Consider the following 23,903-nt stretch of genomic DNA (forward strand, 5'->3'; position numbering starts at 1 on the left):
TGGCGGCGGACGCGCGAACGTGACGGTGGATTTGACTCTTGCAGACTCACATAATGTATTATTGAAGGCGATGTGACGAGGACGCTGCGTAACCCCTACGACGTGCTGGGCGTCTCTAAGCACGCGGACGCCGCCGAGATCAAGGCGGCGTACCGGCGCCTCGCGCTGCAGTACCACCCCGACCGCAACCCCGGCGACAAGGAGGCCGAGGAGCGCTTCAAGGAGATCTCCGAAGCCTACGCGACGCTGCGGGACCCCGAGGCGCGGCGGCGCTTCGACCGCTTCGGTACCGCGGGGGGGGCGGCGAGCCGGCCGACCGTCGAGACCGTCGATTGGCAGACGGTCTTTCAGGAGGCTGATATCAAGATCGATTGGAGCCAGCGCGGTGGGGTGCCGCGCACCGGCAACGTCGTCTTCGACGCCCTGTTCGGGGTGATGACGGGGATGATGCGCTCGTCGGGGCTGTTGCCCGGCGAGGACCGCGTGGTCGGGCTCGCGCTCTCGCTCGCCGAAGCGCGCACGGGGACGCGGCGGCGCGTCCGCATCCCGGGGCCGAGCGTCTGCGCCACCTGCCGCGGTTCGGGGCGCGCCCAGAGCGGGCTTTGCGAGCGCTGCGCGGGCCGTGGGGTGCTGCGCGGCGGCGACGAGGTCGAGGTCGCGGTCCCCCCCTACCGCCGCGGCGACGCCCGCCTGCGGCTCCGCGGGCTCGGCGGGCCGGGCCGCCCCCCGGGGGACGCGTACGTGCAGCTCGAGCTCATCTTGCCCGAAGGGGTGCGCCTAGAACCCGACGGCACGCTCCGCGCGACGCTGACGCTGGCGCCCTTCGAGCTGCGAGGCGGGCTCAGCACGTCGTTTTTGGGCGTGCAGGTCGAGGTGCCCAAAGGGGCCAAGGCGGGCGACACCCTGCGCGTACCGCGCGGCGGCCTAGCGGGCGCCGACCTCGTCGTCACGCTGCACGTCGACCTCTGGGGAGGGGTCTGGCGCCGCGTCAAGAGCGCGCTGACGTAACGTTGCGTCACGGCCTAGCGACGGCCCGAAAGGAGGGACATGCCGAGGAAAAAAGCCGCGCCGCGTCCGAAAGGTACCGAGGCGGATGACAACGCGGGTGACAACCGAGACCGCCCGCTCTACGTGATCAGCGTGGCGGCGGAGCTCGTTGACATGCACCCCCAGACGCTCCGCCTCTACGAGCGCAAAGGGCTGATCGAACCGAGCCGTTCGTCGGGTCAGACGCGGCTCTACTCGCAGCGCGACATCGACCATCTGCGCGAGATCCGTAGGCTCACCCAAGAGCTCGGGGTCAACCTCGCCGGGGTCGAGGAGATCATCCGGTTGCGGCGCGAGCTCGACGCGCTGCAGCGCCAGATGGAGACCCGCATCGGTTCGCTGCAGAGCGAGATCTCCGAGCGCCTCACCGATTACCGCAGCAAAGGGGCGCTCGAAGCCCCCAAAGAGGGGGCGGACGAGGTCGCCGAGCCCGCGGAGTAACTCCCCGCTGGGCCCCGGGGGGGCGGCGGTATACTCGGCCTCATGGCCCACTCTCAGACCCCCCCCGCAAGCCCCCTCGAGCTCCCAACAGCCGACGTGCGCGCCTACGTCGAGGCCCATCGGGCGCGGTTTTTAGGCGAACTCAGCGATTTTCTCCGCATCCCTTCGGTCAGCACCGACCCCGAACGCCGGGAGGAGGTGCGGCGAGCGGCCGACTTTTTGCTCGACAAGCTCGCCGACCTGGGTTTTAAAACCGAGCGCCTCGAGACCCCCGGCCACCCGGTCGTCTTCGCCGAGCGGCGCGTCTCGGCGGACCTGCCGACGGTGCTCGTCTACGGCCACTACGATGTGCAGCCGCCCGAGCCCTTGGAGCTGTGGGCGGCGCCGCCCTTTGAGCCGACCGTGCGGGGCGGCAAGCTCTACGCGCGCGGCGCTTCGGACGACAAGGGGCAGCTCTACGCGCACGTCAAGGGCGTCGAGACGCTGCTGGCGCTCTCCGGCACGCTGCCCGTCAACGTCAAGTTCTTGCTCGAGGGCGAGGAGGAGATCGGCTCCCCCAACCTGCTGCCCCTCATCGAGAGGCACCGCGAGCGCTTCGCCGCCGACGTCGTGCTGATCTCCGATGGGGCCATGGCCGCGCCCGAGACGCCGACGATCACCTACGGCCTCAAAGGGCTCGCCTACGTCGAGGTCTGGGTGCGCGGGGCAGCGATGGACCTGCACTCGGGCGCGTTCGGCGGCGCGGCGCCCAACCCCATAGACGGCCTCGCCAAGATGATCGCCGCGCTCCACGACGAAACGGGGCGCGTCGCGGTGCCCGGTTTTTACGACGCGGTCGTCGACATCACCCCCGAGGAGCGCGAGGTGTTCGGCCGCGCCCCCTTCGACGAGGCGGCGCTCGCGCAAGAGCTCGGCGTGTCGGCGCTCCCCGGCGAGGCGGGGTACACGGTCTTAGAGCGCCTCTGGGCGCGCCCGACCTTGGACTGCAACGGTATCGGCGGCGGTTTTCAGGGCGAGGGCTCAAAGACCGTCATCCCGTCTCAGGCGATGGCGAAGATCTCGTGCCGCTTGGTTCCCAACCAGACGCCCGAGGAGATCACCCGCAAGCTGAGCGACTACCTCAAAGCCCTCGCGCCGGAGGGGCTCAGCGTCGAGGTCAAGGACCTGCACGGCGGCGACCCGGCCGTGACCCCCTTGACCTCCCGGGCGGTCCAGGCGGCGGGCCGCGCCTTGGAGGCGGTCTACGGCCGTCCGGTGGTGTTCGCTCGCACGGGCGGCACCATCCCGGTCGGCAGCACCTTTCAGAAGGTCCTCGGCGCCGACGTGGTCTTTGTCGGCATGGGGCTAGAGAGCGACCGCGCGCACTCGCCCAATGAGAAGTTCGACCTCGTCAACCTCTACCGCGGCATCGAGACGAGCGCGGCGCTCTTTCGGGCGCTGGCTACGCTCTAGGGGGCCGTAAGGCGCGCGGGCTGCGCTTGGGGCCTGGCGTCATAAGGCAGCGTTCGCCGCCCCGTAGCGGCGTCACCGCGCCTCGGCCGCCCCCAAACGCCGGCACGCCTCGAGCGCCAGCATCTCGTAGACCAAGTTGGCGGCGAGCAAGCAGGTCGTACCGGCGACGTCGTAGGGGGGCATGACCTCGACGAGGTCGTAGGCGACGAAAGGAAGGCCCGCGAGGGCGCGCAGGAGCGCTAGCGCCTGCACGCTGCTCAGCCCGCCGACCTCGGGGGTGCCGGTGCCGGGGGCGAAGGTCGGGTCGAGGGCGTCGATGTCGAAGCTGAGGTAGAGCGGCCCCGTGCCCGCGCGCGCGCGCACGCGGCGGGCGACCTCCTGGACGCCGACGCGGTGCAGCTCGGGGGCGGTGACCATCTCAAAGCCCAGGCGCTGCGAGAGGGCGTGGTCCTCGGCGCTGTAAAGGGACCCGCGCAAGCCTATCTGGATGGAGCGGGCGGGCTCGAGGAGCCCCTCTTCGAGCGCCCGCCGAAAGGGGGTGCCGTGGGTGTCTTTGCCGCCGAAGTACCCCTCCCAGAGGTCGCTATGCGCGTCGATGTGGACGAGCCCCACGGGGCCGTGACGCTGGGCCACAGCCCGCAGCAGCGGCAGCGACACCGAGTGGTCGCCCCCCAGAAAGAAGGGCGTGACCCCGGCCGCGACGAGCTCGGCAGCGCCCCGCTCGAGCTGGGCGTGCGACTCGCTTAAGTACCCGGGGGTGACGGGAAGGTCGCCGTAGTCGACGAGCGAGAGCTGCTCGGTGACGTCGACGCGCAGCTCGGGGTGGTAGGGGCGCAGCAGCATCGACTCATGGCGGATGCCGGCGGGGCCGAAGCGCGCGCCGACGCGGTAGGTGCCGCCGGTGTCGAAGGGTGCGCCGACGATGGCGGCGTCGATACCGGCGCCAGCGAGGTCGGTGACGTGCGGCAGCCGCATAAAGGTGCGGATCCCCTCGAAACGGGGGTAGACCATGGCGTCGGGGGGGCGGTAGCGGGGCATGGGACCTCCTGGGTTACGGCGAGGGGTTGGGGTCGGTGGTGTCGGCGTCCCCTTCGGCGGCGCCTTGCGCCTCGGGGTGCAGCAGCTCGAGGTTGGGTTGGGCGTACTTGACCACCCGCAGGATAAGGCTCGTGTGGGTGTCGGCGACGCCGGGGATGCGCGGGAGCCTCTCGGTGACGAGCTCGGTGAGGTGGGCGAGGTCGCGGCACATGACGTCGACCTCGAGGTCGTAAGGCCCCGAGACGATCGCCACGTAGCTCGTTTCGGGCAGGTCGGCGATCTGCGCCGCCGCCGCCGTGATCAGCTGCGGCGGGCGCACGGCGATGTGGACATTGGCGGGGGCGTGAAACCCGACCCGGTGCGGGTCGGCGCGGCCGATGACGTGCAGGGTGCCGTCCTCGAGGAGCCGGGTGAAGCGGTTGCGGATGGTGCCGACGGAGAGGCCGAGCGCGCTCGCGATGTCGGTGAACGACCGGCGCCCGTCGTCTTGGAGCTGCCGCAAGATCGCCAGGTCGACCTGGTCGAGCGGCCGCGAGCTCACGGCGCCCCCGTCGGGGTAGGCGCGTCGCTGGCGTGTCCTACGTGCCAGCGGGGGCGGCGGTGCTGCCAGGGGCGGCGCGCCTCGAGGGCGGCCGCGACGCTAAGGAGCGTCTCCTCGTGAGCGCTGCGCGCGACGAGCTGCACGCCTAGGGGCAGCCCCGCACGGCTCCAGGCGAGCGGCAGCGAGAGCGCGGGTTGGCCCGTGAGGTTAAAGAGCGGCAGAAAGACCCCTGCGCGGTCGCAGAGCCGGAAAAAGCCCTCGAAGTCGAGGTCGGTGCGGTCTTGGTGGTAGACGCCGAGGGGTTCGGGGGGTGGAGCAGGGTCGGCGTGACGAGGAGGTCGTAGCGCCGAAAAAAGGGGGCGACTTGCCGGCAGAGGGCGCGCGCCTCCGCCTCCGCGTGGGCGACCGCCGCCGGGCTCAGCCCCTTGGCCGCTCTGTAGAGCGCGAGCGTCACCCCCTCGAGCTGCGACGCGTCGAGCGGGCGTCCGAGCTCGGCGGCGAGAGCCTCCAAGTAGGTGTCGAACCCCACCGCCCAACCGACGGTGGCGGCCGCGACGAAGCGGTCGTAGTCGAAGCGGGGGCTCGCCACCTCGACGCGGTGGCCGAGCGCCTGCAGCTCGCGCGCCACCTCCCACACGGCCGCCTCGACCTCCGGGTCGATGGCGTACCCCCCCCACGGGGTGGTGGTCACGGCGACGTTGAGCCCCTGGGTGCGCTGCGCCCGGGCGCCGAAGCGGTCGAGGAGACCAAAGAGCGCCGCCGCGTCGCGCAGGGAGCGGCTGACGACGAACTCGGTGTCCATCGCCCGCAGCGGCGAGGGGCCCGTGGGGTTGCCGACGAGCCGCCCGCGCGTGGGTTTGAGCCCCACCAGAGCGCACGCGCTCGCCGGGATGCGGATCGAACCGGCCGTGTCGGTGGCGTGCGCGACCGGTACGGCGCCCGCGGCGACCGCCGCCGCCGCCCCCCCGGACGAGCCGCCGGCCAAGCGGGTGGGGTCCCAGGGGTTTTTCGCGCTGCCGTAGAGCTGAGACTCCGTGGAGAGCGAGAGGGCGAACTCGGGCGTGGCGCTGCGCCCGAGCGTCACGAGGCCGAGTTCGGCGAAGCGCCGCGCCAAGGCGCCCGTGTCCCGCACCACCCGGCCCCGCAGGAGGCGGCTGCCGCACGTCTGCGGGCGCCCCGCCTGCGCCGTGCCGAGGTCTTTGAGGAGAAAGGGGACGCCGGCGAAGGGGGCAGACGGCACCCCGGTGGGCGCTTCGGGGAGGGTCGGGGGGACGTCGTCGTAGATGTCGACCACCGCCCCCAGAGCCGCTCTGACGCGGCGGAGGGCGCTGAGAGCGAGCTCGGCGACCTGGCGCTGCTTCAGCTCGCCGCGCGCGAGGCGCGCAGCGAGCGCCGTCGCGTCGTGTTCGGCGTACTCGGCGAGCGTCATGCTCGCCACCATACCTCAAAACGAAGGCCTTTGCAAAAACTGCAGGGATATTGACAGAAAACTGCAAATCCTTTATGTTCAGCCATGATCACGCGGTGGTTGTGGCCGGCTCGAGGGTGCTGCGGTGAGCCCTCCTGAGACCCAGGGTGCTGCGGTGACGGTGTCGGGCGCTCCGCGCGCTGGCGTCCTCGAGCTCTCCCGCGGCCACCCCAGCGCCGACCTGCTGCCGAGGGCGCTGCTGGCGCGCATGCGCGCGGCGCTCGAGGCGGCCGACGTGTCGCCGCTGCAGTACGGCGCCGAAGCGGGGGACGCGAGGTTGCGGGAGGCCGTGGCGGCCTTTTTGGCGGCCGAAGCCGCGACGCCCGAGGGGGCGCGCCCGCGGCCCGAGCGGCTCTTTATCACCGCGGGCGCGTCGCAAGCGCTCGCTCTGCTCTGCACCCTCTTTACGAGAGCGGGCGACCGCGTGCTGGTCGAGGACCCCACCTACCACCTGGCGCTGGCGGTGTTTCGCGATCACCGCCTGCAGGTCGTTAGCCTGCCCCCCGGTGAGGCGCGCCTGGAGGGGCTCGAGGCGGCGCTGGCGCGCTTTCGCCCGAAGCTCGTCTACCTGGTGCCGAGCTTCGCCAACCCGACCGGGGAGACGTTGGACGCGTCCCAGCGGGAGCGGCTGCTAGAGGCCTGCGCGCGCTCGGGGGCGCTGCTGGTCGCCGACGAGGTCTACCGCCTCCTCGGCTTTGCCGGCGCGCCGCCCCCGACGCTCGCCCGCGAGGGGGCCGAGCGGGTGGTGAGTTTGGGCTCGTTCTCCAAAATCCTCGCGCCGGGGTTGCGCCTCGGGTGGTTGGAGGCCGACCCGGCGCTCTGCGCGCGGCTCGAGCGCAGTGGGCTGCTCCGCAGCGGGGGCGGGCTAAACCCCTTCGTCGGGGCGCTCACTTACCCTTTCGTCGCGGAGGGCGCTCTGCGCGAGCACCTGCAGGGGTTGCGGCGCGCCCTCGCCGAGCGCGCCGCAGTGCTCGGTGCGGCGCTTCGCGGCGCCCTGCCGGCGGCGCGTTGCAGCGACCCGGACGGGGGCTACTTCGTCTGGCTCGAGCTGCCCGGGCAGAGCAGCGCAGCGGCGCGCGCGCGCGCCCAGCGGTGCGGGGTCGACTACCTTCCGGGGCCGCACTTTTCGCCCACCGGTGCCTTCGGGTCGGCCCTGCGGCTCTCATTTGCGCCCTACCCGCCGGCGCTGCTGCGCGAGGCCGCGGAGCGCCTAGCGGCCGCCTTACCCCCGTAACCGGTGCGTCGGCGCAGGGAGCGGCCGCTGCAAAAGGGCGCGACACCAAAGCATCAAGGCATGGCTGAGGAGGGTTCATGAAACGTCGCACGTTTCTCAAACTTCTAGGGGCGAGCGCCGCCGCGATCGGCTTCGGCGGCTCGCTGGCGCTGGCGCAAGACCGGAGCCTCCGGGTTGGGGTCTACGGCGGTTATTTCAAGGATTCATTTGACGCGCACGTCTTCCCGCGCTTTACCGAGGAGACGGGGATTCGGGTCGAGTCGGTCGCCGTGCCGACGGGCGAGGCGTGGCTCGTGCAGCTCGAGACCGCCGCGCGCGCGGGCCAAGCGCCGGCGGACGTGTCGATGATGGCGCAGGTGCCGCTCCGGCGGGGGGCCGCCGCGGGGCTCTGGACGCCCCTGGACGAGAGCGCGCTGCCCAACCTCGAGTACGTCCGCCCACCCCTGCAGACCCGCGACGCCGAGGGGGCGCTCGTCGGGGTCGGGGCGGTGTCGTGGTTTATCACCCTGGTGACCAACACCGACGTCTTTCCGGAGGCGCCGACCTCGTGGGCCGAGTTTTGGGGCGATCACCCCAACCAGCTCGGGCTCTTGGCGCTGGCCACCAACTCGTTTCTGCTCGAGATCACCGCCCGCACCTTTTTGGGGGGCACCGACGCCCTGGACACCGACGAAGGCCTCGAGGCGGCGTTCGCCAAGCTCGAGGAGCTCAAAGGCAACGTGCAGCTCTGGTACCGCGACGAGGGGCAGTTTCAGCAGGCGCTCCAGTCGGGGGAGATCCCGATGGGCCAGTACTACCACGACGTGACCGGTTTGGCCGCCGCGGACGGGTTCCCGGTGCGCTCGACGTTTCCGCAAGAGGGCGGGGTGCTCGACTGGGGGTCGTGGGCCGTGAGCCGCGCTTCGGACAAGCTCGAGGAGGCGCAGGCGTTTATCAACTGGTTTTCGCAGCCGAGCGTCCAGGACCTCGTCGCGCGCCAGGTGGGGACCGCGCCGACGGTGGAGCGCACCTTTTTGGGGCTCTCCGACGAGGAGTTCGCGCGCGTCTCGAGCGACATCGACCCCATCGTGCCCAAGTACGAGCTCTACTTGGAGCGCGGCGACGCCATCAACCAGCTCTGGACGGAGCGGATCACCAGCTAGGGTGAGCGCCGCGACCGCCACCACGCGAGCGGAGGCGCCGCGGCGCGCCGAAGCGCTCGCCATCCGCGGGGTGAGCAAACGCTTCGGCGCCACCGTGGCGCTCGACGACGTGCACCTCGAGCTGCCCGCGGGTGGGCTCACCTGCTTTCTGGGCCCCTCGGGGTGCGGCAAGACGACCCTGCTGCGGCTGATTGCCGGGCTCGAAACGCCGAGCAGCGGGCGCATCCTCTTGGGGGGGCGCGACCTCAGCGCCGTCCCCGCGCACCGCCGCGGGATCGGGATGGTGTTTCAGTCCTACGCGCTCTTCCCGCACCTGAGCGTGGCCGAAAACGTCGCCTACGGCCTGCGGGTACGCGGGGTGGGCGCCCGCGAGCGCCGCCGCCGCGCCGACGAGCTCCTGGCGCTCGTGCGCCTAGAGGGTCTCGGCGACCGCCCCGTGGGCCGGCTCTCGGGGGGGCAGCGGCAGCGCGTGGCGATGGCGCGCGCGCTCGCGCTCGAGCCCGCGCTCTTTCTCCTCGACGAACCGCTCTCGGCGCTCGACGCCAAACTGCGTAGCGCCATGCAGGTCGAGATCAAGCAGCTGCAGCGGCGTCTGGGGGTGAGTACGGTGCTCGTCACCCACGACCAGGAGGAGGCGATGACGATGGCCGACCTCGTGGTGGTGATGGGGGAGGGGCGGGTGCAGCAGGTGGGGCCGCCGCTCGAGGTCTATCACCGCCCGGTCAACCGCTTCGTCGCCGACTTTATCGGCAGCAACAACTTCGTGCCGGCCACGGCCCTTTCAAAGGGGGTGCGGGCGCTCGGGGTGACGCTCCCCCTGACGCTCCCCGCCGGCACCCGAGAGGGCGACGCCGTGACCCTCTCGGTCCGCCCGGAAAAGCTCGAGCTCTTCGCCGCGCCGCCCCCCTCGGGGGCGCCCCAGGGCCGCGTCAGCTTCGTGCGCGACCTCGGGCAGCGCACGGAGACCTACGTGGAGGTCGCCGGGGTGCAGCTCATCGCGGTGAGCCCGCTCGAGTTCCCCGTGGGCGCGCCCGTCTGGGTGCGCTTGCCGCCGGAGAGCTGCACGGTGTTCGCCGCATGACCCCCGCACCGCGCGCGCGCTGGTGGCTCCTCTACCCCACGCTGATGCTCGGCGTGCTCTTCGTGCTGCCGCTCGGGGCAACCGTCGCCGTGAGCTTTTTTCGGCGCGTCCAGGGGGCGCTGCCTGGGCCCGCCTTCGCGCTAGACGCCTACGCCCGCGCGCTCTCGCCCTTTTTCCTGGAGCGCCTCGCCGTGACCCTTGGGCTCGCCGCGTTGGCAGCGGCGCTAAGCGTCCTCATCGGTTTTCCCTTCTGCTATGTGCTCACGCGCAAGCCCCGCCGCCGCCAGGTGCCCTACCTGGTGTTGCTGCTCGCGCTGCTGTCGCTTTCGGAGGTGATCATCGCCTTTGCCTGGTCGCTCCTGCTGTCGCGCACCTCGGGGCTGTCAAACCTCTTGGTGGCGCTCGGCTGGCTGCCGCAAGCGGTCTCCTGGAGCCCCGGGTTCGGCGCCGCCCTGGCGGGTTTTGTCTTCGTCGCCCTGCCCCTGACGGTGCTGACCTTCTACCCGACGCTCTCGCGGCTGAGCCCCGACTACGTCGAGGCCGCCCGGACGCTCGGGGCGCCGCCGCTCCTGGCTTTCTGGAACGTGGTGCTGCCTCTTATGCGCGCGGCGATCGTCGGCACCACTATCCTCGTGTTCGTCTTCGTGCTCGGCGCCTACGTCATCCCCCAGGTTCTGGGGCGGCCCGCGCAGTGGACGCTGCCGGTACACATCACCGACCAAGCGGTGTTGCAGTCGAACCTGCCGCTCGCCGCCGCGCTCGCGGTGGTGCTGCTGTTGGTCAGTGGGGTGCTGGCCCTTTTGGCCGCGCGCTTAGGCCGCACGCAGGAGCCCTCGTGAGGGCTTTGCAACGGCTTTTTTTCGGCCTCGTCGTCGTCTACTTGCTGCTGCCCATTGCCGTGATCTTCGGCGTGTCGTTAAACGCGCGCAACACCCTCTTCTTCCCCCCGCAAGGGGTGTCGGGGCGCTGGTACGGGGCGTTTTTTACCGCGCGGGAGTGGTGGTTGCCGGCCCTCAATAGCGTCTGGATCGCCGCTCTCGCCGCGCTCGTGGCGGTCTCGGTGGCGTTGCCGGTAGCCTACGCGGCGTGGCAGGGGCGCTCGCGCTACGCGCGGCTGCTGCTTTTCACCGGCTTCGTCCCCTTCGCTTTGCCGCCCGTGATCACCGCGTTGGGCGCGCTCGTCCTCTGGACGCTGTTGCAGAGCTACGGCCGGCCGCACACGGTCGTCTTCTCGCACGCGATCTTTTTGACCACGCTGCCGCTCGCCACCATCACCCTGGGGTTGCAGACGTTAAACCCCCAGATGGTCGAAGCGGCGCGCACGTTGGGGGCGGACCCGCGCACGGTTTTTATGACCGTGATCTTCCCGTTCGTCCGGCCCTACGTGATCGCGGGGTACCTGTTCGCCTTCGTGCTGTCGCTTAACGAGTACCTGATCGCCTACATGACCGTGGGCTTTACGGTGGAGACGCTGCCCATCAAGATCTTTAACAGCCTCCGCTACGGCTACTCGCCGGTGATGGCCTCGGCGTCGCTCATCTTTTTTCTGGCAGCTGTAGTGATCTTCGGGGCCGTCGGGCGCTTCGGCGACCTGCCACGCCTGTTGGGCGCCGACCCCAGCCGCGAGTAGGCGCGCACCCAAAAGCCAGGGCCGCCCCGGGCGGCCCTGGCGCTCTCGCTTAGGGCGGCGCTAGGGTCTGTCTGACTGATTAGAGCCAGAGGATAATGGAGGCGACAAGCACGCCCGCGAGGTAGTTCCGACCCCGCTTGTCATAGCGGGTTGCTACAGCACGAAAGTCTTTAAGTCGGTTGATGCAGCGCTCAATGACGTTGCGCCCCTTGTACGCCTTGGTATCAAAAGCAGGTGGACGCCCACCTTTGGAGCCCTTGGCGAGCCGGTGCTTTTTGGCGTCTTCTCGCTCAGGGCTGATACAGCGAATGTTCCGTCGCCTCAACCCTTGGCGCTGCTTCTTAAAGCTGTAAGCCCGGTCCAAGCGGAGCTGTGAGGGGCGCTTTCGGGGTCGCCCTCTACCTAAACGTGGTACGTGTATCTCGTCGAGCACCCGCTCCAACCAAGCGGCATCGTTGCGTTGCCCGGCGGTCACGACAAGGGACAGGGGGCGAACCTTCCCATCAGCACAGACATGAACTTTGCTGGTATGCCCGCCACGCGAGTGGCCTAACCACTCATCTGTCAAGCCCCCCTTTTTTCGCCCTCGGCGGGCCGCTTTCTCGCACCTGCAGCGCTCCGGTGGGCTTTGATGTGACTGCTGTCCAAGGCCGCTCCGTCCCAGTCAATATCGCCTGTGGCGTCGGCATGCGCTTGAAGGGCTTGTAGGATGCGCTGCCAGTCACCGCTACGTTCCCACCTCGTGAACCGGTCCCAGCAGGTTTGCCAGGCTCCGTAGCGCTCAGGAACATCTCGCCAAGGTGCTCCAGTCTTGAGCCGCCACAAAATGCCGTTGATAACTCGGCGATGGTCAACGTAGGCGTGGCCGCGTTGGGGATTCGCAGGTAAATGCGCTTTTAACGCTCGCCACTGTTTCTCGCTTAAGTCCGTCCGTGCCATGCCTTTACCCTAAAACATCAGTCAGCCCTTCTGTCAGACAGACCCTAGCTCGCGCCGGTCTCCGCAGTGGACGCCCCGAGCAGCCGCGCGAGCCCCTTGAGCGGCAGCCACACCCAATCGGGGCGGCTGCCGAGCTCGTAACGCACCTCGTAGAGGACCTTGTCGAGCTGGTACGCCCACAAGAGCAGGTCGCGCGCCTCTAGGTCGCTCGGCAAAAAGCTCGCGCCCTCGCCCGCCGTCGAGAAGTAGGCCTCCAGAAAGACCGCTTCGCTCCAGCGGATGAGGAGCTCCGTCCAGGGCGCCGTCGCCTCCTGCGCGGCGCCGGTCTCTTGGGCGTGGGTGCGCTGCGCCATGAGGCCCGCGTACTCGAGCGAGCGCAGCATCCCGGCGACGTCGCGCAGCGCGCTGTCGCGTTTGCGGCGCTCCTGCAGGGGCCGGATGGGTTCCCCCTCGAAGTCGAGGATGTAGAGCTCGCTCTCGGCGCGGACCACTTGGCCCAGGTGGTAGTCGCCGTGGATGCGGATCTGCTGCCAGGTGAGCCGCTCCTCTTGTTCGGCGAGCGCCTCCAACGCGGCGAGCTTGGCCTCTAACACCGTGCGGTCTAGCGCCGTACCCTGCGCCTCGAGCTGCGCAAGGGTCTCCTCGGCGTTGCGGCGCACGCGCGACGCCAACGCGCGCAGGTCGTCGCCGGTGACCGCCTCGGGGGCCATCGCCGCGCCCTCGGCGCGCGCGAGCACGGCGTGCAGCTCAGCGGTGCGCACCCCCAACAGCGAGGCGAGCTGCAGGCTCTCCCCGGCGGCGTCCTCGAGCCACGCCGGGGCGGGGTCGGCGAACGTCGTCGGCAGCTCCCCTTCGGGCGGGGTCGCTTCGGCGGTGCGCCCGAAAAAGCGCGCGCTCTCCTCCAGGGCGTAGCGCCAGGCGTCCTCGCCGCCGGGGATAAAGGACTGAAAGACGCCCAGGGTAAAGTGCAGCTCGCCGCGGCGGAAGCGCACCTCGCCCTGGAGCTGCGGGACGAAGGGGAACTCAGCGCGGGTGAGGTAGCTGAGCAGCTCGAGCTCGGGGTTGCGCTCGTCCTCGAGCTTGCGGTAGAGCTTGCCGAACACCTTGCCCTCGTACGAGGCCGACGAGTTGCTCTGTTCGACCTCGGCGGGGGTGGCGTGCTCGACCTCGGGCAGCCGCACGCCGGGGGTCGCGCCCGCGCTGTAGAGCCCCTGGAGCGAGCGGCCGCGCCAGGAGCGCTGCGCCGCGCGGTAGAGCGCCAGCCAGAAGCCCTCGTCGGCCGTCGCGTCGTGCAAGAGGGCGCGCCCGCTGGGGCCGGAGAGCCACGCGACCGCCGCGCGCCCGTGGGCGTCTAGGAGCGCGCGCGCCGCCTCGCCGGTTTTTAGCGTCAGCGGCAGGAAGTAGCGCTCTAACGAGCCGTCTTCGAACTCGACGCGGACCAGCGTCAGGTAGATGGGCGGGTCGGCCTGCAGCCGCACGGCGTCGACCAGCTTGGTGCGGGCGATGGCTTTTTCCTTCGACCCGAACCAGCGCTGCGCCCCTAGAAAGTCGGGCAGGGCGCGCTCGAGCCGCGCTTTGGCGTCCCCTTGGACCATGGTGTCGACGAGGACCGTCTCGAGGCCGCCGCTCGTCTTGAGCGTCTGCAGGGGGCGCTCGAAGGGCTCCTCTTCGGGTGCGGCCTCGCCCGTCTCTTCCCCCGGCTCTTTGAGCACGAACCAGAAAAACCCGTGCGGCGAGAGGGTGAGCGGGTAGCCCCCCGCGCCGTCCGTGATGGCGGGGAAGGGGGCCTGGCTAAAGAGCTCGATGGGCACCGCGCCCGCGTACCTCTGCAGGGGCAGCGAGGCGGCTTGGGCGTAGCGCGACAAGTTGGCGACGACCAAAATCGTCTCGCCCTCGTAGTGGCGCAAAAAGGCGAAGACGCGCTCGTTCTCGACCTCCAACACCTCGAGGCTGCCCCGCCCGAAGGTCTTGGCGTGCTGGTTGCGCAGCCTTAAGATGCGCTGCATAAAGCCGTAGAGCGAGTGCGCGCTCCGCTGCGCCTCCTCGACGTTGACGAAGCCGTAGGAGTAGGGCCCCTCGTTGATGGGTGGCAAGAAAAGCTGATGGAAGGGGGCGCGCGAAAAACCGCCGTTGCGGTCGGCGCTCCACTGCATGGGGGTGCGCACCCCGTTGCGGTCGCCCAAAAAGGTGTTGTCGCCCATGCCGATCTCGTCGCCGTAGTAGATAATCGGGCTCCCTTTAAGCGAGAGCATCAGGGCGTTCATCAGCTCGATGCGGCGGCGCTCACCGCCCAGAAGCGGGGCGAGGCGGCGGCGAATCCCCAGGTTGATGCGAAACTGCCGGTCGGCGGCGTACTCGTTATACATAAAGTCGCGCTCTTCGTCGGTCACCATCTCCAAGGTGAGCTCGTCGTGGTTACGCAGGAATAGCGCCCACTGCGCGCTTTCGGGGATGCCGTCGGTGAGTCTTAGCATTTCGACGATGGGTTGTCGGCTCTCGCGGCGCAGCGCTAGGTACATGCGGGGCATCAGGGGGAAGTTAAAGGCCATCTGCACCCCGTCGCCGCTCTCGGGGTCGCCGAAGTAGGGCAGGGTGTCCTCGGGCCACTGGTTGGCTTCGGCCAAGAGGATGCGGCCGGGGCCGTAGCGCTCCTCGATGGCCGCCCGCAGGCGCTTGATGGCGTCGAGGGTCTCGGGGAGGTTTTCGCCGGAGGTGCCTTCGCGCTCGTAGAGGTAGGGCACGGCGTCGAGGCGCAACCCGTCGACGCCCATGTCGAGCCAGTAGAAGAGCACCTCGTGGAGCGCCCGTTCGACCTCCGGGTTGTCCCAGTTGAGGTCGGGTTGGTGGCTAAAGAAGCGGTGCCAGTAGTAGGCGCCCGCGACCGGGTCCCAAGTCCAGTTCGAGTGCTCGGTGTCGGTAAAGATGATGCGCACGTCCTTGTACTTCTCGGCGGTGTCGCTCCAGACGTACCAGTCGCGCTTTTTAGAACCGGGTTGGCGCGCCTCTTGGAACCAGGGGTGCTGGTCGGAGGTGTGGTTCAAGACGAGCTCGGTAATCACGCGCATCCCGCGCGCGTGGGCTTCGTCCAAAAACGCTTTGAAGTCGTCTAAGTTGCCGTGGACGGGGAGCACCTTGAGGTAGTCGGCGATGTCGTAGCCGTCGTCGCGCAAGGGCGACTCGTAAAAGGGCAGGAGCCAGAGGGTGTTGACGCCCAGCTCCTCTAGGTAGGGCAGCTTCTGGCGCAACCCCTCGAAGTCGCCGTAGCCGTCGTTGTTGGCGTCGAAAAAGGAGCGGACGTGGACCTGGTAGATGACGGCGTCTTTGTACCACAAAGGGTCCCTAACGAGCGGGTCGTTGGCGGTGCCGGGGCCGAGGGCCGGCTCGGAGGTGGGCTTGTCGCGCGCGGCGTCGCTCACCGCATCGGTTGTCGTGTCGCTGGTGGTGTCCATCGTGACCTCGGGTGGGATACTGGTAGCGGGGTTTAGACGGCGCGCCCGCGCGCCGCGTAGTCGTCGTCGCCGCGCGGCGAGAGCCTGAGGATGTGCGCGGGGAGGTGGTGGGGGTCGAGCTGCACGAAGTTGCGCCTGCCCTCCCAGGTGTAGCGCTCATCGGTCAGGAGGTCGTGCGCGACGAACGGTTCGTGCTCGGAGAGCTCGAGGGCGCCTAGGTCGAGCTCGACGAAACCCGCCTGGGTGTGCTGGTCGTCTAGGTTGACGACGACCAGGATGCGGTTGTCACCCTCGCGCTTCGAGTAGGCCAACAGCTGGTCGTTCTCAAGGCGGTGAAAGCGCAACGAACGGTTGCCGTGCAGCGCGGGGTTCTCCGCGCGGATGGCGTTGACGCGGGTAATGAGCGGCTTGAGCGAGTTCGGGTCCTCTAGGTTCCACCGCTTGAGCTCGTACTTCTCGTTGTTTTTGTTCTCCTCGCGCAGCTCGTGAGGCTCGTTGTCCATGAGCTCAAACGCCGGCCCGTAAAGGCCGTACGACGAGGACATCGTCGCCGCCATGACCAGCCGCGCCTGAAACGAGGCTCTGCTCCTCAAGTAGGGCGGCAGGATGTCGGGCGTGTTCGGCCAGAACGAGGGGCGGTAGAACTCGGCGACCTCGGTGTGAAAGAGCTCAGTAAGGTACTCCTCGAAGTCCCACTTGCTGTAGCGCCAGGTGAAGTAGGTGTACGACTGCGAAAAGCCGAGCTTGGCGAGCGCGTACATCTGTTTGGGACGGGTAAAGGCTTCGGACAAAAAGATGAGGTCGGGGTAGTCTTGCCGAAGCGAGGCGAAGCACCACCCCCAGAAGGGGAGCGCTTTGGTGTGCGGGTTGTCGACCCTAAAGGTTCTGACCCCGCGCTCGGCCCAAAAGGCCACCACGCTCCGGAGCTCTTGCCAGAGGTTTTTCCAGTCGGCCGACTCGAAGTCGATGGGGTAGATGTCCTGGTACTTTTTGGGCGGGTTTTCGGCGTAGCGAATCGAGCCGTCCGGGCGCTGCCGGAACCAGTCGGGGTGCTCTTTGACGTAGGGGTGGTCGGGGGAGCACTGGTAGGCGAGGTCGAGGGCGACCTCGAGCCCGAGCTCCTTGGCGCGCGCCATAAAGCGGTCGAACGCCTCTAGGCCCCCTAGCTCCGGATGCACCGCTTTGTGGCCGCCCTCCTCGCTGCCGATGGCCCAAGGTGAGCCGGGTTCGCCGGGCCCCGCCGTCGGGCTGTTGTCCTTGCCCTTGCGGAACGAGCGGCCAATCGGGTGAATGGGCGGCAAGTAGACGATGTCGAAACCCATCTCCTTGACGTAGTCGAGGTGCCTAGCGGCGTCGTCGAGGGTGCCGTGCGCGCCGTCTGGACCGAACGAGCGCGGGAAAAACTCGTACCACGAGCTAAACTGCGCGAGCGGCCGCTCGACCAGGATCTCTAAAGGTTCGCTCTCGGCCGCCCCCTCGCGCGGGTCGTAGACGCTCGCGAGGCGCGTCACCTCGGGCTCCAGAGCCGCTCCGTGCTCACCCGCCTCGAAGCGCCCAATAAAGGCCTGCAGCGCCCTTTTGTCCTCGCCCTTGGCTTTGCGCGCGGCTTTTTGGAGGAGAGCGGCGCCCTCGAGCAGTTCGCTCCTCAGCTCCGCCTCGTCGCTGCCGGCGTCCACGCGGCGTTTAAAGATGGCCTGCCAGGTGGCGAACATGTCCACCCACGCGCGTACGCGGTAGCGCATCATGCCCACGCCGGAAGCCGTGAAGCAGCCCTCGTAGACGTCGTTGCCGACGTGCTTGAGGCGCACGGCCTCTTCGGCGCTCTTGGGCGCGCCCTTGGGGCCAAACAGCACCTCGGCGGCGACGGTTTCGTGACCGTCGGCGACGATATCGGCGCTTACCGCGACCGCCTCGCCGGTAATGCGTTTGATGGGGAAGCGGCCGCCGTCGACGCTCGGGCGCACGGCCAGGATGAGCGCTCGCGACCACTTTTTGGGGAGCTCGGGAGAGATCATGGTTTCACTATACCTGTGGGCCCTTCGCAACGTTACCGCCCCCTTGGGCCCACCGTAGGGGCTTTGAGCTATGAGCCCCTGTCGCGCCGCAACCTCGCCACGCCCTCTCGGACGATGCCGAGAGGTCCTGAAGCTCTGCCGGGCGCGCGTACGCCACACCCCGCTACCGCTACAGGTCCGGTCTGCAGGAGGCTCCAGACGGCGCGCATAGGGCGACTGCGCGTGGTGGCGCGTGTGCGTTCCTCGCGGCGAAAGCCGGGGGCGCGTCTGGCCGGCTCCGGCTTTCGCAAGGGCTCTGCGGGAGACGAGGGTGCAGAGGCTTACCCTCTAAGGGCCCGCCGAGGGGTCCGCGGGCGCGGTGCGTGGGGCTGTGTGAGCGGGGCTGTGCGAATGGGGCGCCGCGGCGCTGGGTGGGGCCACCTCGAGGATGACCTTGCCGCACACGCGCCCGGCCTCTAGGTCGCGCATCGCCTCGGGCAACCGGGTAATCGGCCTGACGCTATCCAGCGTCGGTCTCAGCGCTCCCGCAGAGAGCAGCCCCAGCAGGGTCGCGAGGTCGCGGCGGTTTTCGCTCGCGACCAAGGTGACGATCCGCCGGCGGCGCACGAAGGGTGCCTTTAGCGCGGCGCCCAGGAGGCGGCGCATCATGGTGCGGCTCTCGCCCCCGACGATGACCAGCGTGCCCCTCTCTGCGAGCAGGCGGCGGAGCTGCCCCAAGGGGAGGCTGCCACCGACGGCGAGCACGAGGTCATACGGCCCGCCCAGGTCGGTCTCGGCGTAGTCGCGCACGTCGTCTGCCCCAAGCTCCCGCACCAGGTCTAGTTTGGCGGCGCTGGCCGCGCCCGTGACCGTCGCGCCGAAGTGCTTGGCGAGGGGCACCGCAAAGGTCCCGACCCCGCCCGACGCCCCGAGGACGAGCACGCGCTCCCCCGGTCGCACGCGGCCGTGGTCGCGCAGCGCCTGCAGGGCGGTGACGCCCGAATCGGGGACGGCTGCCGCGACCTCGAACGGTATGCCCTCGGGCAGGTGGGCGAGCTTGTCGGCGCGCGCCGCCGCATACTCGGCGAAGGCGCCGCGGGCGAAGCCGAACACCCGGTCTCCCGGCGCGAAGCCGACGACGCCCTCGCCGACCCGCGCTACAGTGCCCGCCAGCTCGAGCCCCAACTGCGCGTTCTTAGGTTTGCGAATTCCGTAGGCGAGCCGCGCCAGATACGGCCGCCCCCGCATCAGGTGCCAGACTCCCCGCCCGAGCCCCGCCGCCGCGACCCGCACCAGCACCTCGCCCGCGCCCACGTGGGGCACGGGGATATCTTTGAGTTCCAAGACCTCCGCCGAGCCGTAGCGCTCGCGCACGATTGTCTTCATCGTGGCCGGTAGGGTGGCCCTGCTCGTGTCAGCCTCGAGGGTGCGCGGCACCGCCCTATCGGGGGGCATCTCGGGGGCGCGAGGGGACAGCAGCGGGGTTGCGTTCACCTTGTTGGTTGCTCCTAAGGGGCGGCTGAGCGTGCGTCGTGAAGCCATGCGCCTACCGTCCCATCTGGATCTGCGGTCGGTGGGGTGCAGTGGGCTCTAGCTTCGACGGTGAGGTCGTGCGGGGCCAGGTCCAGGCGGCGCGCAGGATAAAAGCGAGAAGGATCACTTCCAGCGCGACGCCAAGGCCGTAGAAGTACGTCCAGGACTCGCCCACCACGTTGAACGCGGCGTAGGGGATCTGCAGCGAAGCCACAGTGAGGTTCGTGAGGCGGTTTGCCCGGGCGGGCAGCGTCAGCGACAGCACGACCATAAAGATCGGGATCGCCATGAGCGCGAGGAAGGTGGTCAACAGCGTCTGGTTGACGCCAAACTCCCAGACCTTGCCGGCGAGGATATTATCGATGACGCCGGGCTTAAAGAAGGCGATGATGTCTACGTAGGCGTACAGGAACATGAAGCTAGTCCATGCTGCTGCGAGCTTCACCTGGACCGGGATCTGCCGCTCCTCTAGGATGGTCATCGGCTTTTGAAGCGAGTTCATTATTCCAAGCGTAAGGTTGAAACCACCGCCTTTAGGCGGTCAGATTTCATCTGCTAGCCTTGGCGGATGGAGTATCGCTATGGCAGCCATACCGTCTTCAACATCGAGTACCACTTTGTGTGGGTCACGAAGTACCGCTACAAGGTGCTGAAAGGGGACATAGCCGAGCGTGTTAGGGAGTTGGTGCGGCAAACCTGCGAGGCGTTCGAGATACGGATTCTGAGCGGAGTGGTGAGTAGCGACCACGTGCATATTCTGGTGAGTGCGCCGCCGACAATGGCGCCGAGTGAGATCATGCGGCGGATCAAAGGGCGAAGTGCGAGCAAGCTATTCGAGGAGTATCCGAAGCTAAAAGCACGTTATTGGGGGCGGCACTTTTGGGCTAGAGGGTACTTCTGTGCGACGGTGGGGCAAGTCACGGAAGAGATGATCAAGAGCTACCTGGAGCATCACTTCGAGCCGACCCGAGAGGACAACTTCAGGACAGAGGACTGACGGGTCTATGACCCGTATCCCGACTTTCAGTCGCTCTTTCAAACCCTCCGACTTTAGTCGGTGGTTGTTTAGTTTTTAGTCCTTTTCCAATTCCCAGTGAGGTAAAAAGCGTTGAGAGAGACATGCCCAGCATTGCGGCCGCTACGCTGTGCTTCGAGAGTTGAACGACAGCAAAAGCGCTACCAAAGGTGGATCACCTCCCGTGAGGGTGCCACAGGTTCCGTCTCCACGAAGACGCCGACGATGACGAAGACGACGATAAAGAGGACGCTCCCCAGCACCCCGGCCAGACCCCCCCAGCGCAGCACGCGGTTTTCCTGCACGATCGGTTGAAGGTCGCTCACTCGTTTCTCCTTTTCCCGGGCCTACTTCACGCCCTATCGGGGTCTGGCCTTACGCTGTAAGGTGGGCATATAGTAGGCTTACGGTGTAAGGTTGTCAAGTGGGGAGATAGTGTGACGACCAAAACTCACAAGCCTGACGATCTGGAGGCCGGCGCGCGCCCTCGGCTAACCCGCGAGCACGTTTTGGAGCGGGCCGTCGCGCTGGCCGACCGAAACGGCCTTCAGAAGCTCACGATGCGCGCCCTCGCCAAGGAGCTCGGTGTTGAGGCGATGTCGCTCTACCATCACGTCGCCAACAAGGACGCCCTGCTAGACGCGATGGTCGACCGGGTCTTCGCCGAAATTGCGCTGCCCGCCCAAGACGTCGCTTGGAAGGACGCCCTTCGCGCTCGAGCCGTCTCGGCGAGAGAGGCCCTCGTTCGGCACCCCTGGGCTCTGGGCCTGATGGAGTCGCGCGGCGCGCCCGGCCCCGCCAACTTGCGCCACCACGACGCGGTGCTCGGCTGTCTGCGAGCGGGCGGGTTTTCGGTCGCGGCGGCGGCGCACGCCTACTCGCTCTTGGATAGCTATATCTACGGTTTCGTGCTGCAGGAGCTGAGCCTGCCCTTTGACGCGTCGGGGGGAGCCGCGTCGGTCGCGGCGGACGTGCTGGCGCTGATACCGTCCGGCGCGTACCCACACCTCGAGGAGGTGGCGCGGGATCACGTGCTCAAGCCTGGCTACCGTTACGCCGACGAGTTCGGGATCGGCCTGGAGCTGGTTCTCGACGCGCTGGAGACCCTGCGCGCGCCATGAGCGCCCGGGCGTCCTGCCGGGGGCTTTGAAGCTTTGCGCCGCTCAGGCGGTACGAAGGCGAGCGCCCGCTTATGGGGCGCGGCTCAAGGCAACCGCAAGCGCCTTTTGTCTACCTCGAGTCGGACGACAAGGCCGATGATCTAGACGACGCGCACTCTCGCCAAACCGGGGCTGGCGAACCGGGCGCAGGTCGTGCGCTGGGCGCTCGAGCGGGGCTTGCGTCGCCCGAGTGCCGCGGTCAAGGGCTAACTGGACAAAACCGAATGGCTGCGAACAACGTGGGGTTCCCACACGCCCCGCGCGCTGGGGGTGCAGCGGGCGGGGCGTGCACTTTATGGGGCTCCACTCGTGACAGTTCGTCTCGGAAGGATAGACTTGTTGCCGCTACACGTGCCGACGGTGCAGGCTGACCAAGCTGTTTGGGCGATGCTTGGGCCGTTCGCGCGCAAGGTGAAAGCGCCGTCGGCAGTTGCCTGGAACGTTTGTTCCGAACCTCTTCCACGTTTGCCATGTCACGCTTAAGGACCCGCTTCTACAAGAGCGCTTGCACAAGCACAACGGTGCTGACCGAGCGACGTTTTGCGTCGAAGCAGCAACGGGTTTGTCGAGCGCCGAGTGACTCCAGTAAGCTTGCGCAGCCGCCTCGCCCAACAGTTCAGAAGGACGCCTGTTATGGAGGTTGATGTACTGTAGACGGTAGTGCAAGTAGGACTTCTCGGTGCTGCAACCCAGACGCCTAACGCGGATGGTCTGTCTAACCGTGTTAAGGAAAGGAAAGGTCTTTGTTGAATAACCTATACCTCTTTAGCATGCTCACTTCAAACCCATCAAGCGTGGTGAAATCGCCCATGTTGGGTGCGTTATGCCGCAGGCTGCGGCATAATCGTAGTTGGGCGACAAACGGTGACCGGAGTGTTGGGCGTCATTGCGTGAACACAAGCGTTATTACGCTAAGATGAAGGTCGATTAACAGGAAAGCAAATTGCACAGTTACGAGCACAAGAAGCTGACTGAGGTAATCACTAGGCTCGACGAAGTGCCGGCGGATTCTAAACTCTTTTCCGAGTGGATACAGGCCGAGGCACATCTTGACTTCCTACGTAGAAACGCCCGTGCTGATGAACTGGTCATTTATGCGTCGGGTGAATACACGTTCATCCACTCCGTAGCCGTTCCGAGTGAGCGGCTCGAGCCTTCTGACCAGCAAGACCTGATGCAATGGAGTTTCAACCCTTACACGTCAATCGCCAGCTATGTAACCGGGGGTGGGCGCGAGGACGTTTGGGTTGAACGCGGCTTAAGCGGGACAGGCACCAAAACTCTGGAGAACGCCATGCAATTGATCTTCGGCCGGACTTTTGAAGGCTGGACTGGGCCGGGCCGCACCTACTACGAACTCCACCAAGAATATGCACATCTCACAGGCATCCATTGGCGTCCCGAAAAGCGGGCCTACTGCCGCTTCAATGAACACGGCGACCTTGAGCCCGTTGTTTCCGTGACCAGCCGCGAGGACAAGGGTAGCAACATAGACCTCGTCTCCTTCAAGTGGGAGCCGCTGGAAGAGTACCTTGCGGCGTCCAATGCCTCACTCGTAAGGATGTTTGATTTCACGTTGCTGCGACGCTCCGGGTTTTCTGGCTGGTCAGACGAGCCGACGCAGGAAATCATCGAATCGCCAGACTTCTTCTACCGCCAGAAAGTCATGCCCGGCTATGCGGCCTACACGCGAGGCGTCCAGATCATCCGCCCTCGTCGTACTCTGGAAGCTATCTTCACGGATATGACGGACAGATGGTTCGGAAGGAGTAACAAGCAGTACGTCGAGTTCATCGCCTACGATTGGCGCAATAAGCGCGTGACGAGAATCTCCACCGACCCTGCGGCCACGACGAACTATTTTCAGGCCAAAGAAAATGCGCTGCCGTTCGAAGTATCGCCTGCGTTCTTCCGGCCGGAGGTTCTGCTGAAGTACAAGATGGATCGTGACAAGTACACAGTGAGCGACCGTGATGTCTCATGCCGGGCAGGGTGGCACCTTCCAGCAATCGACGTCAACGAAGCGGGTCAAGTACACGCTTACATCTGCTACTTGCGCCGCCTTCCGTACGAGGAGCAGTTGCACTGGCTCTCCTACAACGAGCCGCCGAAAGCCAGTATCTCCGAACGCGCCTTCATCAATGATTTCAAGGGCGAGTTTGTGAACTTCGTACAGCCGCTGCAGAAGGTCCTGTCTATCGTGCGGCGCTGGCACGATGACAAGGTTGTATGGTGGACGCTTCGGGATGAGAAGCTGCTTGAGCGTGTGAATACACCTCTAACGGAGAGTCGCGATGAATGGGCTGAGGCATTCATGGACCTTGCAAAGTTGGTTATCGAGGGCTTTGAAACAAAAGAGATCCGAGCCCGACTCGATAAAGCGCAAGTTCCATACGAAATGGAAGACAAGACGATCGCGTTGCTCGAAAAGCTTTTGAGTAAGACCGGAACAGGGGTTGAGAAGCTGGCCGGCTTGCGAACAGTCCAGCTCTTGCGCTCAAAAGCCAAGGGGCATGCGGGCGGCAGTGGGGCCCACCAGTTGGCTCAGGATGCTTTGACCGAGCATGAATCCTTTGCTAGTCACTTTCAGCATGTTTGCTTACAAGTCGCTGACGAGCTTGAGAGCATAGAAACGTGGATGCCATAGTGGATTGCCGCCCAACAAGACGCTCCACCTGACTGCCATTCCGTTGCGCTACATGGCGCCGGGTGAGTTTTGTCGTTATGTGCCTTCGCGTA

General features: G+C 67.2%; 22 protein-coding genes. 11 read left to right on the forward strand and 11 right to left on the reverse strand.

The window, feature by feature from the left end; translation table 11 throughout:
* The first annotated feature begins 72 nt into the window (after positions 1 to 72).
* The 3 genes from TRAD_RS06990 to TRAD_RS07000 are packed head-to-tail and all read left to right on the forward strand — an operon-like array spanning position 73 to position 2,940.
* A complete protein-coding gene (locus tag TRAD_RS06990; RefSeq protein ID WP_013177900.1) occupies positions 73 to 1,008 on the forward strand; it encodes a DnaJ domain-containing protein in 936 nt (311 codons plus the stop codon).
* A gap of 39 nt (positions 1,009 to 1,047) precedes the next feature.
* On the forward strand, positions 1,048 to 1,488 hold the full coding sequence (locus TRAD_RS06995; protein ID WP_013177901.1) for a heat shock protein transcriptional repressor HspR: 441 nt from the start codon (positions 1,048 to 1,050) through the stop codon (positions 1,486 to 1,488).
* A gap of 42 nt (positions 1,489 to 1,530) precedes the next feature.
* The gene (locus TRAD_RS07000) at positions 1,531 to 2,940 is read left to right on the forward strand and encodes a dipeptidase (RefSeq protein ID WP_013177902.1); all 1,410 of its coding nucleotides are present in this window, start codon (positions 1,531 to 1,533) and stop codon (positions 2,938 to 2,940) included.
* A 72-nt stretch (positions 2,941 to 3,012) separates the two neighbouring features.
* Here the strand turns inward: TRAD_RS07000 and speB are convergent, their stop codons facing one another.
* From speB to TRAD_RS07015, 4 genes are read right to left on the reverse strand one after another with little or no spacing between them, the layout of a single operon-like run.
* Positions 3,013 to 3,978, reverse strand: a complete 966-nt coding sequence (speB, locus tag TRAD_RS07005) for an agmatinase (RefSeq protein WP_013177903.1) — start codon at positions 3,976 to 3,978, stop codon at positions 3,013 to 3,015.
* A 13-nt stretch (positions 3,979 to 3,991) separates the two neighbouring features.
* Positions 3,992 to 4,519, reverse strand: a complete 528-nt coding sequence (locus TRAD_RS07010) for an Lrp/AsnC family transcriptional regulator (RefSeq protein WP_013177904.1) — start codon at positions 4,517 to 4,519, stop codon at positions 3,992 to 3,994.
* Complete coding sequence (locus TRAD_RS16795; protein WP_425358647.1) at positions 4,516 to 4,740, reverse strand: amidase family protein; 225 nt, start codon at positions 4,738 to 4,740, stop codon at positions 4,516 to 4,518. The genes TRAD_RS07010 and TRAD_RS16795 overlap by 4 nt, the downstream gene beginning before the upstream one ends.
* The gene (locus TRAD_RS07015; protein ID WP_013177905.1) at positions 4,665 to 5,948 is read right to left on the reverse strand and encodes an amidase; all 1,284 of its coding nucleotides are present in this window, start codon (positions 5,946 to 5,948) and stop codon (positions 4,665 to 4,667) included. The genes TRAD_RS16795 and TRAD_RS07015 overlap by 76 nt, the downstream gene beginning before the upstream one ends.
* Positions 5,949 to 6,072: 124 nt before the next feature.
* Between TRAD_RS07015 and TRAD_RS07020 the strand changes: the two genes are divergently transcribed.
* The 5 genes from TRAD_RS07020 (at position 6,073) to TRAD_RS07040 (ending at position 11,074) form a co-directional block, all read left to right on the forward strand.
* A complete protein-coding gene (locus TRAD_RS07020; RefSeq protein WP_013177906.1) occupies positions 6,073 to 7,221 on the forward strand; it encodes an aminotransferase-like domain-containing protein in 1,149 nt (382 codons plus the stop codon).
* A gap of 77 nt (positions 7,222 to 7,298) precedes the next feature.
* Entirely contained in the window at positions 7,299 to 8,363 is a 1,065-nt protein-coding gene (locus TRAD_RS07025; protein ID WP_013177907.1) for an ABC transporter substrate-binding protein, read from the forward strand.
* 1 nt (position 8,364) lies between these two features.
* Positions 8,365 to 9,444 carry an ABC transporter ATP-binding protein gene (locus tag TRAD_RS07030; protein WP_013177908.1) on the forward strand — a complete coding sequence of 360 codons (1,080 nt, stop codon included), beginning with the start codon at positions 8,365 to 8,367 and terminating at the stop codon, positions 9,442 to 9,444.
* Complete coding sequence (locus TRAD_RS07035; protein WP_013177909.1) at positions 9,441 to 10,283, forward strand: ABC transporter permease; 843 nt, start codon at positions 9,441 to 9,443, stop codon at positions 10,281 to 10,283. Before TRAD_RS07030 ends, TRAD_RS07035 begins: the two co-directional genes overlap by 4 nt.
* A complete protein-coding gene (locus TRAD_RS07040; RefSeq protein WP_013177910.1) occupies positions 10,280 to 11,074 on the forward strand; it encodes an ABC transporter permease in 795 nt (264 codons plus the stop codon). Before TRAD_RS07035 ends, TRAD_RS07040 begins: the two co-directional genes overlap by 4 nt.
* Before the next feature lie 79 nt (positions 11,075 to 11,153).
* Here TRAD_RS07040 and TRAD_RS15680 read toward each other — a convergent pair.
* From TRAD_RS15680 to TRAD_RS07060, 5 genes are all read right to left on the reverse strand, one after another.
* Positions 11,154 to 12,013, reverse strand: a protein-coding gene (locus tag TRAD_RS15680; RefSeq protein WP_148221177.1) for an IS5 family transposase whose coding sequence is annotated in 2 segments (ribosomal slippage) — positions 11,154 to 11,659 and positions 11,659 to 12,013 — 861 coding nt in all. Because the reading frame shifts where the segments join, the coding sequence is not laid out codon by codon here.
* Positions 12,014 to 12,057: 44 nt separating this feature from the next.
* Positions 12,058 to 15,462: a maltose alpha-D-glucosyltransferase gene (treS, locus tag TRAD_RS07045; protein WP_013177911.1), complete on the reverse strand. Its 3,405-nt coding sequence runs from the start codon at positions 15,460 to 15,462 to the stop codon at positions 12,058 to 12,060.
* Positions 15,463 to 15,494: 32 nt separating this feature from the next.
* Positions 15,495 to 17,477, reverse strand: coding sequence for an alpha-1,4-glucan--maltose-1-phosphate maltosyltransferase (locus TRAD_RS07050; protein ID WP_013177912.1), 1,983 nt, complete (start codon positions 17,475 to 17,477; stop codon positions 15,495 to 15,497).
* A 327-nt stretch (positions 17,478 to 17,804) separates the two neighbouring features.
* A complete protein-coding gene (locus tag TRAD_RS07055) occupies positions 17,805 to 18,950 on the reverse strand; it encodes an NAD(P)-dependent alcohol dehydrogenase (RefSeq protein WP_221401677.1) in 1,146 nt (381 codons plus the stop codon).
* A gap of 52 nt (positions 18,951 to 19,002) precedes the next feature.
* Positions 19,003 to 19,491 (reverse strand): DUF6326 family protein, encoded by a 489-nt coding sequence (locus tag TRAD_RS07060; RefSeq protein ID WP_041947184.1) that lies wholly within the window; start codon positions 19,489 to 19,491, stop codon positions 19,003 to 19,005.
* A gap of 66 nt (positions 19,492 to 19,557) precedes the next feature.
* On the opposite strand from TRAD_RS07060, the gene tnpA reads away from it, so the two are divergent.
* Entirely contained in the window at positions 19,558 to 19,986 is a 429-nt protein-coding gene (tnpA, locus tag TRAD_RS07065) for an IS200/IS605 family transposase (protein WP_013177059.1), read from the forward strand.
* A 179-nt stretch (positions 19,987 to 20,165) separates the two neighbouring features.
* Here tnpA and TRAD_RS16315 read toward each other — a convergent pair whose 3' ends face one another.
* Entirely contained in the window at positions 20,166 to 20,330 is a 165-nt protein-coding gene (locus tag TRAD_RS16315; protein ID WP_013177915.1) for a hypothetical protein, read from the reverse strand.
* Between the two features lie 111 nt (positions 20,331 to 20,441).
* Between TRAD_RS16315 and TRAD_RS07070 the strand changes: the two genes are divergently transcribed.
* On the forward strand, positions 20,442 to 21,125 hold the full coding sequence (locus tag TRAD_RS07070) for a TetR/AcrR family transcriptional regulator C-terminal domain-containing protein (protein WP_013177916.1): 684 nt from the start codon (positions 20,442 to 20,444) through the stop codon (positions 21,123 to 21,125).
* Between the two features lie 384 nt (positions 21,126 to 21,509).
* On the opposite strand, the gene TRAD_RS16800 is transcribed toward TRAD_RS07070, so the two are convergent.
* Positions 21,510 to 21,923, reverse strand: a complete 414-nt coding sequence (locus TRAD_RS16800) for a phage integrase N-terminal SAM-like domain-containing protein (protein ID WP_083770752.1) — start codon at positions 21,921 to 21,923, stop codon at positions 21,510 to 21,512.
* Between the two features lie 238 nt (positions 21,924 to 22,161).
* Between TRAD_RS16800 and TRAD_RS07075 the strand changes: the two genes are divergently transcribed.
* The gene (locus tag TRAD_RS07075; RefSeq protein WP_221401678.1) at positions 22,162 to 23,811 is read left to right on the forward strand and encodes a hypothetical protein; all 1,650 of its coding nucleotides are present in this window, start codon (positions 22,162 to 22,164) and stop codon (positions 23,809 to 23,811) included.
* Positions 23,812 to 23,903: the final 92 nt, after the last annotated feature.

Source organism: Truepera radiovictrix DSM 17093 (assembly GCF_000092425.1).
In the GTDB taxonomy this organism is placed as follows: domain Bacteria; phylum Deinococcota; class Deinococci; order Deinococcales; family Trueperaceae; genus Truepera; species Truepera radiovictrix.

Bases quoted from the DNA above. Each gene is read 5' to 3' on its own strand.
- treS (WP_013177911.1), bottom strand. From the start codon at position 15,462: ATGGACACCACCAGCGACACGACAACCGATGCGGTGAGCGACGCCGCG.
- speB (WP_013177903.1), bottom strand. From the start codon at position 3,978: ATGCCCCGCTACCGCCCCCCCGACGCCATGGTCTACCCCCGTTTCGAG.
- TRAD_RS07050 (WP_013177912.1), bottom strand. From the start codon at position 17,477: ATGATCTCTCCCGAGCTCCCCAAAAAGTGGTCGCGAGCGCTCATCCTG.
- tnpA (WP_013177059.1), top strand. From the start codon at position 19,558: ATGGAGTATCGCTATGGCAGCCATACCGTCTTCAACATCGAGTACCAC.
- TRAD_RS07015 (WP_013177905.1), bottom strand. From the start codon at position 5,948: ATGACGCTCGCCGAGTACGCCGAACACGACGCGACGGCGCTCGCTGCG.
- TRAD_RS07060 (WP_041947184.1), bottom strand. From the start codon at position 19,491: ATGAACTCGCTTCAAAAGCCGATGACCATCCTAGAGGAGCGGCAGATC.
- TRAD_RS07025 (WP_013177907.1), top strand. From the start codon at position 7,299: ATGAAACGTCGCACGTTTCTCAAACTTCTAGGGGCGAGCGCCGCCGCG.
- TRAD_RS06995 (WP_013177901.1), top strand. From the start codon at position 1,048: ATGCCGAGGAAAAAAGCCGCGCCGCGTCCGAAAGGTACCGAGGCGGAT.
- TRAD_RS07035 (WP_013177909.1), top strand. From the start codon at position 9,441: ATGACCCCCGCACCGCGCGCGCGCTGGTGGCTCCTCTACCCCACGCTG.
- TRAD_RS07000 (WP_013177902.1), top strand. From the start codon at position 1,531: ATGGCCCACTCTCAGACCCCCCCCGCAAGCCCCCTCGAGCTCCCAACA.